Below are 16,473 nucleotides of genomic sequence, written 5' to 3'. Positions count from 1 at the left end.
AAGGGGGTTCCCTCATCGTCAAGGGTTCGGGGGTGCCCTAGGTCTTTGGCAGGACAGGGCAGCGGACTTCGGTGGAAGTCCGTCGGCGACTGTAACCCTCTGATCGATGATCGATCAAAGGGTTGAGGGGGAAAAAGTCTCGAATCCGAGAAAGTAGGCACCCGGTGCCTTCGAAATGGGCACCCGGTGCCGCCCTGGAGCGGGGTTTTCGCAGGTGAGCGGGGGGATGCTCGCCTGGGTCAGGCGTGGTCGGGCGTGGTCAGGCGCGCGGGGCGCACCCCAGGACATGCGCCTTCACCAGTTCGGCGATCCGCGGGTCACGGCGCTGGAACGCCTGCACCAGCTCCTCGTGCTCCTCCGCGTACGACTGCTGGACGGTGCCCAGCCAGCGGATCGACAGCGCCGTGAAGACCTCGATGCCCAGGCCTTCCCACGTGTGCAGCAGCACCGAGTTGTGCGCGGCCCGCACCAGCTCCCGGTGGAAGCCGACCGTGTGCCGCACCTGGGCCGTGCCGTCCGCCTTCCGGTCGGCCTCGTACAGGGCCGTGACGTGCGGCTCCAGCGCCGAGCAGTCCTCCGCGAGCCGCTCCGCCGCCAGCTCGGCGGCGATCGCCTCCAGGCCCGCCCGGACCGGGTAGCTCTCCTCCAGGTCGGCCGCCGTCAGATTGCGGACGCGTACGCCCTTGTTCGGGGCCGACTCGATCAGCCGCAGCGACTCCAGCTCGCGCAGCGCCTCCCGCACCGGGGTCTGGCTGACCTCCAGCTCGGTCGCGATCCGCCGCTCCACGATGCGCTCACCCGGCTGCCAGCGCCCGCTGACGATTCCCTCCACGATGTGCTCGCGGATCTGCTCGCGCAGCGAGTGGACGACGGGCGCGGTCATGACGGCTCCTTAGGGAGGGGCCGGCCTGCGGCCCCCGGGGGCTTTGACGCTTAGACAATACGGCTGCTTCGCTCCGCGGGGAGGGCGTGCGGAGGCGCTTTGACGCAGGTGAGACGAGCCTTACACGCTGCGCACCCGGACAAACACGAACACCCCGCCCGGAAAAAGCCCCGGACGGGGTGTTCGTACGCCTGATCAGGCGCGATGGGTCACAGGCCCGGCTTGGCGCCGCTTCGGTCCTCGCACCCGGGAGCCGTTCAGAGGCCGAGCTCGACCTCGAACTCGCCCGCCTCCAGGATCGCCTTGACCGCGGTCAGGTAACGGGCCGCGTCGGCGCCGTCGACCAGACGGTGGTCGTAGGAGAGGGTCAGGTAGGTCATGTCGCGGACGCCGATGACCGTGCCCTCCTCGGTCTCGATGACGGCCGGACGCTTGACCGTGGCACCGATGCCGAGGATCGCGACCTGGCCCGGCGGCACGATGATCGTGTCGAACAGCGCGCCGCGCGAACCGGTGTTGGAGATGGTGAAGGTCGCGCCGGACAGCTCGTCCGGGGTGATCTTGCTCGCCCGGACCTTGCCCGCGAGCTCCGCCGTGGCCTTGGCGATGCCCGCGATGTTCAGGTCGCCGGCGTTCTTGATGACCGGGGTCATCAGGCCCTTCTCGGAGTCCACCGCGATACCGATGTTCTCGGTGTCGAAGTAGGTGATGGTCCCCTCGGCCTCGTTGATCTTGGCGTTGATGACCGGGTGGGCCTTCAGCGCCTGCGCGGCGGCCTTGACGAAGAACGGCATCGGGGAGAGCTTGACGCCCTCGCGGGCCGCGAAGGAGTCCTTCGCCCGGGCGCGCAGCTTCATCAGACGGGTGACGTCGACCTCGACGACCGACGACAGCTGCGCCTGCTCGTGCAGCGCCTTGACCATGTTGTCGCCGATGACCTTGCGGATGCGGGGCATCTTGACGGTCTGGCCGCGCAGCGGGGAGGCCTCCAGCGCCGGCGCCTTCTTGGCGGCGGCGGCCGGGGCGGCCGCGGCGGGGGCCGGGGCAGCGGTGGCGGCCTTCGCGGCCTCGGCGGCGGCGAGGACGTCCTGCTTGCGGATCCGGCCGCCGACGCCGGTGCCCTTGACGGTGGCCAGGTCGACGCCGTTCTCGGCGGCGAGCTTGCGCACCAGCGGGGTCACGTAGGCGCCCTCGTCGGTCGCCTGGGTGGCGGTCGGCGAGGTCGGCGCGGTGGCCGGGGTGACCGGAGCCGGAGCCGGGGCGGGCGCCGGAGCCGGGGCGGCAGCGGCGGGGGCCGGAGCCGGAGCGGCGGGGGCCGGCGCCGGGGCCGGAGCGGGCGCCGGGGCAGCGGCCGGAGCCGGGGCGGGAGCGGGGGCCGGGGCGGCCTCGGGGGCGGCCGGGGCGGCCTCGGCGGCGGGGGCCGGAGCGGCACCCGGCGCACCGATGACGGCGAGCTTGGCGCCGACCTCGGCCGTCTCGTCCTCGCCGACCACGATCTCCAGCAGCACACCCGAGGCGGGGGCGGGGATCTCGGTGTCGACCTTGTCCGTGGAGACCTCGAGCAGCGGCTCGTCGGCCTCGACGGTGTCGCCGACCGACTTCAGCCAGCGGGTCACGGTGCCCTCGGTGACGGACTCGCCCAGCGCGGGCAGGACCACGTCGGTGCCCTCGGCGCCACCGGCCGGAGCGGCCGGAGCGGCCTCGGCGGCGGGCGCCGGAGCCGGGGCCGGAGCCTCGGCGGCCGGGGCGGGCTCGGCGGCGGGGGCGGGCTCGGCGGCGGGGGCGGGCTCGGCGGCGGGGGCCTCGGCGGCCGGGGCCGGAGCGGCGGCGGGCGCACCCGTGCCGTCGTCGATGAGGGCCAGCTCGGCGCCCACCTCGACCGTCTCGTCCTCGGCCACCTTGATGGAGGCCAGGATGCCCGAGGCGGGGGCGGGGATCTCGGTGTCGACCTTGTCCGTCGAGACCTCGAGCAGCGGCTCGTCGGCCTCGACGCGCTCGCCCTCGGCCTTCAGCCAGCGGGTGACAGTGCCCTCGGTGACGCTCTCGCCGAGCGCCGGAAGGGTTACGGAAACCGCCATGGTTTCGGTTACTCCTAACGAATTGCGGAAGTCTGTGTCGTCGCGCCCGAAGACGGAAGGCGTCAGTCGTGCATGTGGAGGGGCTTGCCGGCCAGGGCCAGGTGGGCCTCGCCGAGCGCCTCGTTCTGCGTCGGGTGGGCGTGGATGAGCTGGGCCACCTCGGACGGCAGCGCCTCCCAGTTGTAGATCAGCTGCGCCTCGCCGACCTGCTCGCCCATGCGGTCGCCCACCATGTGGACGCCGACCACGGCACCGTCCTTGACCTGCACGAGCTTGATCTCGCCCGCGGTCTTCAGGATCCGGCTCTTGCCGTTGCCGCCGAGCGGGAACTTGATGGAGACGACCTTGTCCGCGCCGTAGACCTCCTTGGCCTTGGCCTCCGTGATGCCGACGGAGGCGACCTCCGGGTGGCAGTACGTCACCCGCGGAACACCGTCGTAGTCGATCGGGACGACCTTCAGGCCGGCCAGGCGCTCCGCCACCAGGATGCCCTCGGCGAAGCCGACGTGCGCGAGCTGGAGGGTCGGGACGAGGTCACCGACGGCGGAGATGGTCGGGACGTTGGTGCGCATGTACTCGTCGACGAGCACGTAGCCGCGGTCCATCGCGACGCCCTGCTCCTCGTAGCCGAGGCCCTGGGAGACCGGGCCGCGGCCGACGGCGACGAGCAGCAGCTCGGCCTCGAACTCCTTGCCGTCCGCCAGGGTGACCTTCACACCGTCCTGGGTGTACTCGGCCTTCTGGAAGAACGTGCCCAGGTTGAACTTGATGCCGCGCTTGCGGAAGGCGCGCTCGAGAAGCTTGGAGGAGTTCTCGTCCTCGACCGGGACGAGGTGCTTCAGGCCCTCGATGACCGTGACGTCGGCACCGAAGGACTTCCACGCCGAGGCGAACTCGACGCCGATGACACCGCCGCCCAGGATGATGGCGGACTTCGGCACGCGGTCCAGGACCAGGGCGTGGTCGGAGGAGATGATGCGGTTGCCGTCGATCTCCAGGCCCGGCAGGGACTTCGGCACGGAGCCGGTCGCCAGCAGGATGTGGCGGCCCTGGACACGCTGGCCGTTCACGTCGACGGAGGTGGGGGAGGACAGCCGGCCCTCGCCCTCGATGTACGTCACCTTGCGCGAGGCGATCAGACCCTGCAGACCCTTGTACAGGCCCGAGATGACTTCGTCCTTGTACTTGTGGACGGCCGGGACGTCGATGCCCTCGAAGGAGGCCTTGACGCCGAACTGCTCGCTCTCGCGGGCCTGGTCGGCGATCTCGCCCGCGTGGAGCAGAGCCTTGGTGGGGATGCAACCCTTGTGCAGGCAGGTGCCGCCGACCTTGTCCTTCTCGATCAGGGCGACGTCCAGGCCCAGCTGAGCCCCGCGCAGGGCCGCGGCGTAACCACCGCTACCACCGCCGAGGATCACTAGGTCGAAAACGGTGCTGGCGTCGTTCGCCACGTCACGTCCTCCATGCATGTGCGCCGTGCGCCGGTCGGCGATGACCGGCAGGCGGCTGGTGTCCGGCCGCTTGATGCTTCGGCCCTTCGGTGGGGGCCCTGTCCTGCCGGGCTCCATCTTTGCACTTGTCGGACGGGATCGAGACGCCGGGCCGGTGTGTGAGACGTCCCACGTTCGGCCCCGCGCGAGGCGCGGGGCCGTATCCGATGCGCGGCTCCGCCGCGGGGGCGCGACCCGCCCGCACGCGGCGGAGCCGTCGGACATCGGGCGGGACCGAGCCCCCGGGGACCCGTTACCCGAGGTCACCCTCGGCCGTGAGCTCGGCCAGCCGCACCAGCGTCCGCACCGCGGAGCCCGTGCCGCCCTTCGGGGTGTACCCGAACGGGCCGCCCTCGTTGAACGCCGGCCCGGCGATGTCCAGGTGCGCCCAGGTGATGCCCTCGCCCACGAACTCGCGCAGGAACAGGCCGGCCACCAGCCCGCCGCCCCAGCGCTCGCCCATGTTCGCGATGTCGGCCACCTGCGAGTCCATGCCCTTGCGCAGGTGCTCCGGCAGCGGCATCGGCCAGGCCGGCTCGCCGACCTCCTCGGCCGCCTCGTGCACCGCGGTGCGGAACGCGTCGTCGTTGGCCATGACACCGAACGTCCGGGTGCCCAGCGCCAGCATCATCGCGCCGGTCAGCGTGGCGACGTCCACGATCGCGTCCGGGTTCTCCTGCGAGGCCGCCCACAGCGCGTCGGCGAGCACCAGCCGGCCCTCGGCGTCGGTGTTGAGCACCTCGACCGTCTTGCCGCTGTACATGCGCAGCACGTCGCCCGGGCGGACGGCGGAGCCGGACGGCATGTTCTCGGCCAGTGCCAGCCAGCCGGTGACCTCGACCTCCAGGCCGAGCCGGGCGGCGGCGACGACCGCGGCGAACACGGCGGCGGCACCGCTCATGTCGCACTTCATCGTCTCGTTGTGCCCGGCCGGCTTCAGCGAGATGCCGCCCGAGTCGTAGGTGATGCCCTTGCCGACGAAGGCCAGGTGCTTCTCCGCCTTCGGGTGCTTGTACGACAGCTTGACCAGGCGCGGGGTGGCCGCCGAGCCGCCGCCGACGCCGAGGATGCCGCCGTAGCCGCCCTTGACCAGGGCCTTGTCGTCGAGCACCTGCACCTTGATGCCGTGCTCCTTGGCCGCGGTCTGCGTGAGCGCGGCGAAGGCGGCGGGGGTGAGGTCGTTCGGCGGCATGTTGACCAGGTCGCGGGCGCGGTTCAGCTCCTCGCAGACCGCGACCGCGCGGGCGAGCGCGCCCTTGTGGGCGGCGTCGCGCGGCTTGCCGCCGAGCAGCGCGGCCTCGGCCAGCGGCGCCTTGCCGTTCTTGGCCTTGGCGTTCTTCGCGTCCTGGGCGCCGCCCTTGTAGGCGTCGAAGGAGTAGGCGCCGAGCAGGACGCCCTCGCCGATCGCGCCGATCGCGCCGGGGCCGTCGACGGGCAGCGCGAACGCGGCCTTCTTGGACCCGGAGAGCGCGCGGGCGGCCACACCGGCGGCCTTGCGCAGCGCCTCGGCGTCATAGCCGGCGTCGTCGTCCGCGGGCCGGGCGCCCAGGCCCACCGCCACCACGAGCGGGGCCTTGAAGCCGGCCGGCGCGGGCAGCTTCGTCAGCTCGCCCTCGGCACCCGAGGCGCCGAGGGTCTCCAGGACGCCGGCCAGCTTGCCGTCGTACGCCTTGTCCACGGCCTCGGCGCCCGGCGCGACGACGGGCCCCTGGGCGCCCTTGGCGACACCGATCACGATCGCGTCGGCCCGCAGGCCGGGCGCCGCGGCGGTGCTGAGAGTCAGAGCAGTCACGGTGGTGAATTCTCGCTTCCGATGTGAAGTTGCAGTGGCCGAAATGGGGTGGGTCGACCGGGCCCGACAGCCGACCCTAGGTCCAGGCCTGGGGACAGGTGGCAACCGGGGCCTTCACCCTGTCGGCGAACACCCGGGACGAGACTACGCGCGTGGGTGCGTTCGATCATTCCTTCGGGTGTTCACCCGCGTGTGGCGTCGTGTCCGGGCCGGGCTTCCCGCCGCACGCTAGCGGCCCAGCGAGAGCACCACGAGCGCGGTCGTCGCCGCCGTCTCCGCGACCGCGCCGAACACGTCCCCGGTGACCCCGCCGAAGCGGCGCACGCACCGTCGCAGCAGCGGTTCGGCGACCGCGAGACCGACGGCCACCGCGAGGGCGGTGCGCACGCCGTCGTACCCGCCGAGGCAGGCGCCCGCCGCCCCGGCCGCCGCCGTCACCACGGCCGCGGCACCCAGCGCGGCCGGCCTCGGCACCACCCCGGCCACGGCCGCCCCCAGCCCCTCCGGGCGGGCGGCCGGCACCCCGGCGCGGGCGGCCAGGGTGAGCGCCAGCCGGGCCGTGACCGCGGAGACCACGGCCGCCAGGGCGCCCCGTGCCCAGGAGGCGCTGTACAACTGGGCCAGTACGGCCGTCTGGGCCAGCAGCACCAGGACGAGGGTGAGTACGCCGAACGGCCCGATGTCCGACTGCTTCATGATGCGCAGCGCGTCCTCGGCGGGCTTGCCGCTGCCCAGCCCGTCGGCGGTGTCGGCCAGCCCGTCCAGGTGCAGGCCGCGGGTCAGCGCGGCGGGTACGGCGACCGAGGCGACGGCGGCGAGCGGCGCACCGGCGCCGAGGAGGAGCAGCAGCAGGCCGAGCCCGGCCGCGCAGCCGCCGACGACCAGCCCGGCCGCCGGGGCGCACAGCATCCCGCCGCGCGCCGCCGCCCGGTCCCAGCGGCGCACCCGCACGGGCAGCACGGTGAGCGTGCCGAAGGCGAACCGCAGACCGTCGCGGACGGAGGACGGGGGAGAAGGGGGCGGCGGAGAGGACGACGAGGACGACGTGAGCACCGGCGCAGGGTACCGGGCGGTCCGGGACCCCCGGGGCACCTGGGAGGGGGCAACCGTTCGACGGGCGGGCCTCAGGTCCGGACCGGTGGGGTGCCCGGGCCCCGGCCGGTCCAGCCGGGCGGGTTCCGGTGCGGGCGGGGGCGGCCGGGGTGGTCCGGGTGGCGGTCCCGCACCGCCGCCAGCAGGCACAGCAGGCCCACCACGGTGAGCGCGGCCAGGTGCTCCTTGCCCGCCAGGTTCTCCTTCAGCAGCACCTCGGCGACCATCGCCAGGGTCACCGCGGCCGCCGTCGCGTAGGCGCCGTACCGCCAGCCCACGTACACCGCGAGCCCCACCACCGCGGCCGACGGGCCGGTGTCCACCACCTGCGCGTCGGTCCACGGCAGCCCGAACGGGGCGTGCGCGCCGAGGGTGATGCCGAGGCGCGCGTACAGGGTCCCGGCGAGCGTGGCGGCGTAGGCGATGGCCAGCGTCCGCCACCGGCCCAGGCACAGCTCCGCGATCCCGAACACCAGCAGGATCTGCGCCAGCGCCCCCCACACCGGCAGGTCCGGCGCGGGCACGAACAGCGACAGCGGGGTACGCAGCAGGGCCGGCCCCAGCGGGTCGTCGGCCCGTACGGCGCCCAGGTTCCGCACCAGCGGGTCTCCCCACGGCTGGTGCTGGGCGTAGTGGAGGAACGCCGTCAGGCCCACCGCGGCCAGGGTCAGCGGCAGCGCGGCCGGCCCCCGCCGGCGCAGCGGGCCGCGCACGGCGGCGTACAGCGGGCCCCATTCGGCCCGGGCCCAGCGGGCGAGCGTTCTCCTCATGTGCTCCTCATCCCCGTACGGTCGATGCGTTCCGCAGTCGCCTCCGGCGCGGCCGGCCGGGCAGTCCCGGCGCCTCCAGGAACCCCTCCGCGCGGGCCGAGGCGAGGCCGATGCGCGGCAGGTCCGCGGTCTTCTCGAAGAGCAGGAACCGCGGTTCCCAGATGGGCCGGTACTTGGCGTTGGCGCGGTACAGCGACTCGATCTGCCACCAGCGGGAGAAGAAGCCGAGCAGCGACCGCCACAGCCTCAGCACCGGTCCGGCGCCGAGGCGCGCGCCACGTTCGAAGACCGAGCGGAACATCGCGAAGTTGAGCGAGACCTGCGTGATCCCGATCTCGCGGGCGCGCCGCAGCAGCTCGATGACCATGAACTCCATCAGCCCGTTGGCGTGGCCGTCGACGTCCCGCTCCCGCCGCATGAGGTCCAGCGACAGGCCGTGCGGGCCCCAGGGCACGAAGGACAGCAGCGCCCGCAGCCGCCCCTCGGCGTCCACGCACTCCAGCATCACGCACCGCCCGTCGCGGGGGTCCCCGAGCCGCCCCAGCGCCATGCTGAAGCCACGCTCGGTCGCGCCGTCCCGCCAGTCGTCGGCGCGCCGCACCAGGTACGCCATCTCGGCCGCCGGGATGTCCTCGTGGCGCCGGATCCGCACCCGGTACCCGGCCCGCCGCACCCGGTTGTACGCCTGCCGGACGGTGCGCATCGCCCGCCCCTCCAGGGTGAACTCGGCGACCTCCACGACCGCCTCGTCGCCGAGTTCCAGCGCGTCCAGGCCGTGCCGGGCGTAGACCGTCCCGGCCTCCTCGCCGGCGCCCATCACCGCCGGGATCCAGCCGTGTGCCCGCGCCTCGGCTAGCCACGGCACGATCGCCCCCGGCCAGGCCTCCGGGTCCCCGAGCGGATCCCCGGACGCGAGGCTCACCCCGCCCACGACGCGATAGGCGACGGCGGCCTTCCCGGTCGGGGACCACACCACGCTCTTCTCCCGGCGCAGCGCGAAGTAGCCGAGCGAGTCCCGGTCACCGTGCCGCTCCAGCAGTGCGCGCAGCCGCTTCTCGTCGTCCTCGGTGAGCGGGTCGACGGCGCGCCGGGAGCGGAAGGCGGCGTACAGCACGGCGAGCAGGAGCGCGGTGCTGAGCACGTTCACCGCCACGTTCGCCCAGTTGGGCGGGTCGATGCCGGGGAAGCGGGACTCCTCGGCCGCCACCGACACCAGCCGCAGGGTGCCGTAGTACCAGCGCTCGGGGAACGTCGAGCGGGCCGCGTCCGGCGCCTGGTTGGTGACCGTCACCAGCAGCCCGGCCAGCAGGCTCGCGGCCAGGCCGCCGCCGACGGCCACGGTCGCCGCGAGCCGGGGGTTGGAGCGGTCGCCCTTGGCGTAGAACTCCCGGCGGCCGAGGAGCAGCGCGCCCACGAAGGCGGCCGTCAGCGCGAGGGAGACCCAGTTCTGGGCGTACCGGCGGATCTCCGGGAAGGTCATGGCGAACGCGAACAGGACCAGGAAGAGCCCGCTCAGCACCAGGTTCAGGATCCACGCGGCCCGTTTGCGGCGGCGCATGGTGATGGCCAGGAACGCGGTGAGGGCGCCGGAGGCGAAGCCGGCCGTCAGCAGGTACGGCGTGAAGAAGTCGTCCTGGTTGTGCCGGCGCACGTCCTGGCCGAGCGTCACCCACACCGCGCTGAGGAAGTTGACGAACGCGACGGTCCGCAGATACCAGACGGCGCACGCGGCGGCCCGCCGGGAAGCCCCGGCGGCCCACCGCGCCCTCGCGCGCCGCATCAGGACGATTCGGGCGTCTCCCATAAGGGATGATCATATGGGGGCGATTGCAGTAAATCGCACTTTTCGCCCCCTTGTCCGCCCGTGGCAGCGGCAGCGGCAGTGGCACGGGCAGCGGCAGCGGCGTCAGTCCATGGACTGTTCCTTCTCCGCCGCCTTCGCCGCCTCCGCCGTCTCCACCGCCTCGGCTGCCTTTTCGGCCTCTGCCGCCTTTTCGGCCTCCGCCGGCTCCTTCTCGGGCAGTTCCGCGGCCAGCGCGGCGGCGGCCCGCACCAGCGGCAGCGCCAGCAGCGCGCCCACGCCCTCGCCGACCTTCACCCCCTGCTCCAGCAGCGGCTCCAGGGCCATCCGGTCCAGCGCCTTGGCCTGCCCCGGCTCCCCGCTCGCGTGCCCGGCCAGCCACCAGTCCGGCGCCCGGAAGGCGATCCGCTGGGCGACCAGCGCGCACGCGGTGGCCACGACCCCGTCGAGGATCACCGGCAGCCTGCGCACCGCGCACTGCAACAGGAACCCGGTCATCGCCGCCAGATCCGCCCCGCCCACGGCCGCCAGCAGCTGGAGCTGGTCGCCGAGCACCGGCCGGGCCCGCCGGAGCGCGTCCCGGATCGCCGCGCACTTGCGCATCCACGTCAGGTCGTCGATCGCGAGCCCGCCGCGCCCGGTCACCACGGACGCGTCGGTGCCGCACAGCGCGGCGATCAGCACCGCCGCCGGCGTGGTCCCGCCCACGCTGACATCGCCGAGCACGACCAGATCGGTGCCCGAGTCGGCCTCCTCGTCGGCGATCGCGACCCCGGCCCGCAGCGCGGCCTCGGCCTCCTCCAGGGTGAGCGCGTCCTCGATGTCGATACGGCCGCTGCCGCGCCGCACCCGGTGCCGCACCACGTCCGGCGGGAAGGCGTCCGGCGGGCAGTCCAGGGCCATGTCCACCACCCGTACCGGCACCTCCAGCCGGCGGGCGAGCACCGAAACGGGGCTCGCGCCCTCCAGCACCGCCCGCACCAGCTGCTCCGCGCCGCCCGCGGGCCGCGCGGAGACGCCCAGCCGGGCGATGCCGTGGTCACCGGCGAAGAGCACCACCCGCGGTCGCTCGACCGGCCGCACCGGCACCTCGCCCCGCGCGGCGGCCAGCCACTCGCCCAGCTCGTCGAGGCGGCCCAGCGCCCCGGGCGGCACGGTCCGGCGCTCCCGCAGGGCCTCGGCGTCACGGCGTACGCCCCCGTCCGGGCGCTCGATGAGATCGGTGAAGTCGTCCAGATTAAGGCTGCTCATTCGCCGAACAGTACCGCCCGGGTACGGACGGGCCGGCGCCACATCGCCACCACACCCCCGCGATGTCTTTGCACCTCGGAGCGGCATCCCATACGTTCCGCTTTGCCGCGGAATGTCGCACAGGGAGCCGCCCATGCCGACCACGCCCCTCACCCCGCAGTTCACCACCCCCTACGACCCCTTCCAGGAGCCGCGCCGGGAGGACTGCCCCTGGTGCGGCTCACGGCGCCTGCGCACCCGGCTGCGCGCCCCCGACCCGCTGCGCCACCGGGCCGGCACCTTCACCGTCGACGCGTGCGGCGACTGCGGCCACGCCTTCCAGAACCCCCGGCTCAGCGCGGAGGGACTCGCCTTCTTCCACCGGGACTACTACGAGCGGCAGCTGGAGGAGTTCGCCGCCCGGGTGCTGTCCGCCCGCGCGGTCCGGCGCCGGCACCGGGCCACCGCCTGGCGCCTGTCCGCACTCGGCGAACCGGAGAGCTGGCTGGACGTCGGCACCGGGCACGCCCGCTTTCCCGAGGCCGCGAAGGAGTTCTTCCCGTACACCAGCTTCGACGGGCTCGACCCCACGGCGCGGGTCGAACAGGCGCTGCTGGAGGGCCGGGTGGAGGAGGCGCACCGCGGCTATCTGACGACCCCCGGGATGGCGGCCCGGCTGCGCGCCCGCTACGACGTGGTCACCATGTTCCACCATCTGGAGCACACCCCCGACCCGCGCGCCGAACTCCGCGCCGCGCTGACGGTACTGCGTCCCGGCGGCCACCTGGTCGTGGAAGTCCCGGACCCCGCCTGCCTGTTCGCCACCCTGCTGGGCCGGTGGTGGCTCCCCTACGGGCAGCCGCGCCATCTGCACCTGGTGCCGCGGGCCAACCTGTGCGCGGAGCTGGCCGGGCTGGGCTGCGCGATCCTCGTCGTGGACCGCAGGGCCCCGCACATCCCCTACGACCTGTCGGCGGCCGTCGCCCTCTCCCTGGCCCACGCCCACCCGGCGCTCCACCTCGCCGCCACGCCGGCGCTGGCGCTGGCGTCGGCCCTGGACCACGGGGGCGCTCCGCTGCTTCGGCGGACTCGGTTCTCCAACGCGTACCGGGTGGTGGTGCGCAAGGGGAGGGGGTAGCCGCGGTGCGTCGCCGGCCGCGGGTGCGTCGTGGTTGCTCGCGCCCCGCGGCGGAGCCGCATGTGAACAGAGCCCCGCGCCCCTTACGGGGCGCCCCGCTCAGCCCCGCAGCACCACCGCCTGTCCCGCCACCACCAGCACCACCTGTTCGCACTCGTTCGCGAACGCCGTGTTCACGCGACCGAGTTCGTCGCGGTAGCGGCGGCCGGAGGCGGTCGCGGGGACGATGCCCGAGCCGACCTCGTTGGACACCGCGACCACGGTCCGCCGGGTGGAGCGCACCGCGTCGGCCAGCTCCCGTACGCGCTCCCGCAGCAGCTTCTCGCCCCCGCCCGCCCACTCCGCGTCGTCCCACGCCCCCACGGAATCCATCACGTCCGCCAGCCACAGCGACAGGCAGTCGATCAGCACCGGCGGCCCGTCCTCGGCCAGCAGCGGCACCAGGTCGGTCGTCTCCGCCGTACGCCACGACCCCGGCCGCCGCTCCCGGTGCGCGGCCACCCGGGCCGCCCACTCGGTGTCCCCGCTGCGCGTGCCGCCCGTCGCCACGTACAGCACCTCCGGGAACGTCTCCAGCCGCCGCTCCGCCTCCACCGACTTGCCCGAGCGGGCCCCGCCCAGCACCAGCGTCCGGCGCGGCACGTCCGGCACCTCCTCGTACGCCCCGACCACCAGCGTCGTACCGTCCGGCACCGCCCGCGCCCCGGCCGCCGCGAGCCGGCGCCGCAGCTCCGGGCCGGCCGGCACATCGTGGTCCAGGTGGACGGCGACCACGTCCGTCGTGGGGCCCGCCGAGCCCACCGCCCGCAGCCGGGCGAGCGCGTCCGGGCGGCCCACGACGTCCGCGAGCACCATGTCGTAGGACTGCGCGGTGGCCTGCTCCAGGCCGGCCGGTGCCGCGCCCGGCGGCAGATACAGCAGCCGCTGCCCCTCCGGCCCGGTCACCGCGTACCCGGTGCCGCCCGCGTCCATCGCCACCGCCCGCACCCGATGCCCCGTCAGCAGCGCCAACTCCCGCCCGTCCGGCACCCGGCCGGGCTGCGGCAGCCCGGCCGGCACCTCCACCGCCGGGCCGTCGTGCGGATGCGACAGCAGCACCTGCCGTACCCCGCCCAGCGAATGCCCGGCGCGCGCCGCCGCGAACGCCGCGCCCGGGGTGAGGTCGAGCAGCAGCGCGTCGTCCACGAGCACCGCGGTCGCGGCCCGCGCGTGCGGCCCGAGCGCGGTCGCGCAGACGGCGCAGGAGCAGTCGGGGCGAGGCAGTCCCGCGGGGGCACCGGTACCGAGCAGAGTGATTTCCACGGACCGATTTTCGCCCCTCCCGGTGGGTCTTGCGCTTCCGGCTAGGCTGCCAGCAGGTGTTGGATCAAAGGAGGCCTGTATGACGGCATGGACGTGGCGGTTCGAGAAGGCCGACGGGACGGAGGTCCAGCCCGCCGTCCGGCCCGAGGAGTTCACCACGCAGGGCGATGCCGAGTCCTGGATCGGCGAGAACTGGAAGGCGCTGCTGGAGGGCGGGGCCGACCAGGTGCGGCTGTTCGAGGAGGGCACCGAGATCTACGGGCCGATGAGCCTGCACGGCGCCGACGCCTGACCGGACCGGCCCGGGCGGTGGGGAGGGGCCCGCTCTCCTCACCGCGCGCCGCCGCTCACTGCTCGCCCAGCGTCGCCTGCGTCGTGCGGCTGCGGCCGTCGCGGACGAACGTCACCTGCATCCGCCGGCCCGGCCGGGCCGTGGCCAGGACCTCGGCGAGCGAGGTGATGGTGGTGATCCGCCGGCCGCCCAGCCCGGTGATGATGTCACCAGGCCTCAGGCCCGCCTTGTCGGCGGCGCCGCCCGGACGGGCGGTCACCACCGTCACCCCGGCCGGCTGGTAGCGGTCGTCGACGAAGGTCCGCGCGGTGATGTCCAGGGCCGCCCGCCCGGAGTCGACGACCTTGCCCTCCTTGACGATCTGGTCGGCGACCGTCTTCACCATCGTCGCGGGGATGGCGAACCCGATGCCCGGCGCCGCGCCCCCGCCGAGATTCTGGTCGACGGCCGCCAGCGTCGGGATGCCGATCACCCGCCCCTCCAGGTCGACCAGGGCGCCGCCGCTGTTGCCCGGGTTGATCGCGGCCGAGGTCTGCACCATGTTGGCGATGGTCGCGCCGGTGCCGCCGCCCGAGTCGCCCTCGCTGACGGTCCGCCCGGTCGCCGAGACGATGCCCTGGGTCACGCTGGACGACAGTCCCAGCGGCGACCCCATGGCCAGCACGATCTGGCCCACCGCCACCTTCTCGGAGTCCCCGAACACCGCCGGCTTCAGCCCGTCCGGCCTCTTCTCCAGCCGGATCACGGCGAGATCCTGCTCGGGGTAGGAGTAGACCAGGCTCGCGGTGAGCGGTTCCTCGTTGTTGGGCATGGTCACCTGGAACGACTTCTCGGAGCCGACCACGTGCGCGTTGGTGACGATGTGCCCCTTGTCGTCGTACACCACCCCGGAGCCCAGGTCCCGGCTCGCCTGGATCTGTACCACCGAGGGCAGCACCTCCTTGATGACGCGCAGGTACTGGCTCTGCAAGTCGCCCGCGGCCATCGGCACGGCCGCCTGGGGGCTCGCCGGGGCGTCCCGCCCGGCGGGGGCGGCGGGGGCGGCGGGGACCGTGCAGCCGGCGGTGAGGGCCGCGCAGCACGCCAGCGCGGCGGCGAAGACGGCCCTGCGGGGGGAACGCGCGCGGATTCGGGAAGCGTCCATGTCCCGAGTGTCACCGCCCGGTGATCAGCCGTCCCGTGCGCTTGCCCCGAACGGGCTCAGCCCCGTACCCCGCACAGATGCAGCAGCGCCGCCACCCCGCGGTAGGGGTCCGTGCGCCCGGCGCGCTCCTCGACCGCGAGCAGCGTCGGCAGGTCCTGGGGCAGCGCCGCGTTGTGCGCCGCCGTGTCCGTGAAGACCCGGACGCCGTACCAGGCCTGCAACGGGGCGGCGATCCCGGCGAGCGTGGCGGTCAGGGCGGACAGCCGGTCGGCGCGCACGTCCAGGCCCAGCCGGTTGCGGTAGGTGGTGGTGTCGAAGGCGGCCAGGGCGCCCGCCCAGTCACCGGTGAGACCCGGCCGCATGGCGAGCGCGTCGCCGTTGCGCACCAGCAGGGAGAGCAGACCGCCCGGGGCCAGCATCCGGGCCAGCCCCGCCACCAGCGGATCGGGGTCCTCCACGTACATCAGCACGGCGTGGCACAGCACCACGTCGAAGCTGCCGGGCAGGAAGTGCACCCCGGTGTCCCGGCCGTCGCCCTGCACCAGCCGCACCCGCTGCCGGATGCCCTCCGGCTCCCGGGCCAGGTTCGCGCGGGCGGCGGCGATCATCCTGGGGTCCCGTTCGACCCCGGTCACCTCGTGGCCGAGCCGGGCCAGCCGCAGCGCCTGCTCGCCCTGGCCCATCCCCACGTCGAGCACCCGCAGCCGCCGCCCGACCGGGAACCGCCCGGCTATCTGTTCGTCCAGCTGCCGGGTCACCAGCTCCTGGGACACGAGGTCGCGCAGCCCGCCCAGCTCGTGCGGCCGGGCCGGGGACGCTCCCCCGGGAAACGCGTCGGCGTTCAGGGCCGCTCTCCGCGCTTGACCCGCGGCTTGGGCAGGCGCAGCCGGCGCATCTGGAGGGACCGCATCAGCGCGTAGGCCACCGCGCCGCGGGTGTTCTCGCCGGGGAAGCGCTCCGCGAGCCGCTTCTTCAGCCGGAAGCCGCTCACCGCCGCGTCCAGCACGATCAGCACGATCACGATCAGCCACAGCAGCAGCGCCAGGCTCTGGATCGCGCCGACCCGCACCACGCTCAGCACCAGGATGACCACGGCGAGCGGCAGGAAGAACTCCGCCACGTTGAACCGCGAGTCGACCCAGTCCCGGGCGAACCGGCGGACCGGGCCCTTGTCCCGGGCGGGCAGATAGCGCTCGTCCCCGTTGGCGAGCGCCTGGCGCTGCCGTTCCAGGGCCTGCCGCCGTTCCTCGCGCTGGCGCTTCGCGGCCTCCTTGCGGTTCGTCGGCGTATGGGCGACGCTGCGGCGCTGGGTACGGGCCTCACTGCGCTTGGGCGTGGGCCTGCCCTTGGGGGCCTGCGGGTCACGGGGCTGCTTGGAGTCGGTCACCGCCGCCTTGGTGGCGGGGGCCTTCTCTTCCTTGGCACGGCTACGGAACACAAATCCCAAGGGTAAGGGCTGCA

14 protein-coding genes are annotated in these 16,473 nt (G+C 74.1%); 2 read left to right on the top strand and 12 right to left on the bottom strand.

Annotated elements, in window-relative coordinates:
* Nucleotides 1-259 precede the first annotated feature (259 nt).
* The 8 genes from IH25_RS0128485 to cobT form a co-directional block, all read right to left on the bottom strand.
* Nucleotides 260-883 carry a GntR family transcriptional regulator gene (locus tag IH25_RS0128485; protein ID WP_030616728.1) on the bottom strand — a complete coding sequence of 208 codons (624 nt, stop codon included), beginning with the start codon at nucleotides 881-883 and terminating at the stop codon, nucleotides 260-262.
* A 257-nt stretch (nucleotides 884-1,140) separates the two neighbouring features.
* Nucleotides 1,141-2,961 (bottom strand): 2-oxoglutarate dehydrogenase, E2 component, dihydrolipoamide succinyltransferase, encoded by a 1,821-nt coding sequence (gene sucB, locus IH25_RS0128480; protein ID WP_030616726.1) that lies wholly within the window; start codon nucleotides 2,959-2,961, stop codon nucleotides 1,141-1,143.
* Between the two features lie 62 nt (nucleotides 2,962-3,023).
* Entirely contained in the window at nucleotides 3,024-4,412 is a 1,389-nt protein-coding gene (lpdA, locus tag IH25_RS0128475) for a dihydrolipoyl dehydrogenase (RefSeq protein WP_030616724.1), read from the bottom strand.
* A gap of 292 nt (nucleotides 4,413-4,704) precedes the next feature.
* Complete coding sequence (locus IH25_RS0128470) at nucleotides 4,705-6,243, bottom strand: leucyl aminopeptidase (protein WP_030616721.1); 1,539 nt, start codon at nucleotides 6,241-6,243, stop codon at nucleotides 4,705-4,707.
* Nucleotides 6,244-6,471: 228 nt separating this feature from the next.
* Nucleotides 6,472-7,296, bottom strand: coding sequence for an adenosylcobinamide-GDP ribazoletransferase (locus IH25_RS0128465; protein WP_030616718.1), 825 nt, complete (start codon nucleotides 7,294-7,296; stop codon nucleotides 6,472-6,474).
* 71 nt (nucleotides 7,297-7,367) lie between these two features.
* The gene (locus tag IH25_RS41960) at nucleotides 7,368-8,105 is read right to left on the bottom strand and encodes a hypothetical protein (RefSeq protein ID WP_037655768.1); all 738 of its coding nucleotides are present in this window, start codon (nucleotides 8,103-8,105) and stop codon (nucleotides 7,368-7,370) included.
* A gap of 7 nt (nucleotides 8,106-8,112) precedes the next feature.
* Nucleotides 8,113-9,909, bottom strand: a complete 1,797-nt coding sequence (locus IH25_RS0128455) for a phosphatidylglycerol lysyltransferase domain-containing protein (RefSeq protein WP_030616712.1) — start codon at nucleotides 9,907-9,909, stop codon at nucleotides 8,113-8,115.
* 102 nt (nucleotides 9,910-10,011) lie between these two features.
* Nucleotides 10,012-11,157: a nicotinate-nucleotide--dimethylbenzimidazole phosphoribosyltransferase gene (cobT, locus tag IH25_RS0128450; protein ID WP_030616710.1), complete on the bottom strand. Its 1,146-nt coding sequence runs from the start codon at nucleotides 11,155-11,157 to the stop codon at nucleotides 10,012-10,014.
* 133 nt (nucleotides 11,158-11,290) lie between these two features.
* On the opposite strand from cobT, the gene IH25_RS0128445 reads away from it, so the two are divergent.
* Complete coding sequence (locus IH25_RS0128445; protein WP_030616708.1) at nucleotides 11,291-12,274, top strand: class I SAM-dependent methyltransferase; 984 nt, start codon at nucleotides 11,291-11,293, stop codon at nucleotides 12,272-12,274.
* A 99-nt stretch (nucleotides 12,275-12,373) separates the two neighbouring features.
* On the opposite strand, the gene IH25_RS0128440 is transcribed toward IH25_RS0128445, so the two are convergent.
* Entirely contained in the window at nucleotides 12,374-13,576 is a 1,203-nt protein-coding gene (locus tag IH25_RS0128440; protein ID WP_030616706.1) for a bifunctional adenosylcobinamide kinase/adenosylcobinamide-phosphate guanylyltransferase, read from the bottom strand.
* A 79-nt stretch (nucleotides 13,577-13,655) separates the two neighbouring features.
* On the opposite strand from IH25_RS0128440, the gene IH25_RS0128435 reads away from it, so the two are divergent.
* The gene (locus IH25_RS0128435; protein ID WP_030616705.1) at nucleotides 13,656-13,868 is read left to right on the top strand and encodes a hypothetical protein; all 213 of its coding nucleotides are present in this window, start codon (nucleotides 13,656-13,658) and stop codon (nucleotides 13,866-13,868) included.
* Nucleotides 13,869-13,923: 55 nt separating this feature from the next.
* Here IH25_RS0128435 and IH25_RS0128430 read toward each other — a convergent pair whose 3' ends face one another.
* From IH25_RS0128430 to IH25_RS0128420, 3 genes are all read right to left on the bottom strand, one after another.
* Nucleotides 13,924-15,012 carry a S1C family serine protease gene (locus tag IH25_RS0128430; RefSeq protein ID WP_030616701.1) on the bottom strand — a complete coding sequence of 363 codons (1,089 nt, stop codon included), beginning with the start codon at nucleotides 15,010-15,012 and terminating at the stop codon, nucleotides 13,924-13,926.
* Between the two features lie 56 nt (nucleotides 15,013-15,068).
* Nucleotides 15,069-15,770 (bottom strand): class I SAM-dependent methyltransferase, encoded by a 702-nt coding sequence (locus tag IH25_RS0128425; protein ID WP_030616698.1) that lies wholly within the window; start codon nucleotides 15,768-15,770, stop codon nucleotides 15,069-15,071.
* An 83-nt stretch (nucleotides 15,771-15,853) separates the two neighbouring features.
* Nucleotides 15,854-16,450 (bottom strand): DUF3043 domain-containing protein, encoded by a 597-nt coding sequence (locus IH25_RS0128420; protein WP_030616695.1) that lies wholly within the window; start codon nucleotides 16,448-16,450, stop codon nucleotides 15,854-15,856.
* Nucleotides 16,451-16,473: the final 23 nt, after the last annotated feature.

This window comes from Streptomyces achromogenes subsp. achromogenes (assembly GCF_000720835.1).
Taxonomy (GTDB): Bacteria; Actinomycetota; Actinomycetes; order Streptomycetales; family Streptomycetaceae; genus Streptomyces; species Streptomyces achromogenes.
This window is presented reverse-complemented; position numbering and strand designations above follow the sequence as displayed.